The organism is Stenotrophomonas maltophilia group sp. RNC7, from assembly GCF_030910085.1.
GTDB classification, from domain to species: domain Bacteria; phylum Pseudomonadota; class Gammaproteobacteria; order Xanthomonadales; family Xanthomonadaceae; genus Stenotrophomonas; species Stenotrophomonas sepilia.
The window spans coordinates 1-471 of record NZ_JAVFVN010000510.1 but is presented as its reverse complement, the minus strand read 5'-3'; the positions used below and the strand labels follow the sequence as shown (position 1 = coordinate 471).

The following is a 471-nucleotide window of genomic DNA, read 5'->3' as shown; positions in this document are numbered from 1 at the left end:
GTCGGCACGCGAGGAGTTCACCGAAGTCAATGCATCGTCAACGATGGACAGAGCGCGCTGGGCGCCTTCCACCGTGGTGATGTCCAGGTCGGCGACGGTCTTCTTCTCCGAAGCGACAACCGCGGTGGCAGTGCCGCCGATACCAGCGAAGTCAATGGCCAGATCGGCCGGCGGATTGGCGGGGTCAGCGTCCGGAGTGCCGCCGCCGTCGGCAGTGCCGGCGGTGAAGGTGAAATCCTTGCCCGACTTCAGCGAGGTGAGCTCCAGATTGCCGTCCTTGTCCAGCTTGGCGTAGACGCCGGTCTGGTCCATCTTGTCATTGATCGCGTTGACGATGCCGTTGTTGATGTCGCTGGCTGTTGCGCCGGCCTTGAAGCTCACATCAGCGATGGCGACGCCATTGATCTCCATGCCGGTGATCTTGCCGTCCGACTCCGCAGCATCAGCCACCACTGCGGCAGTGCTCGTCTG

The 471-nt window shown here is 63.1% G+C and carries 1 protein-coding gene; it reads right to left on the bottom strand.

Translation table 11 applies throughout. The features are described 5' to 3' along the window. The coding region (locus RCF13_RS09990; RefSeq protein WP_308141113.1) for a flagellin hook IN motif-containing protein at positions 1–471 on the bottom strand (471 nt) is incomplete at both ends.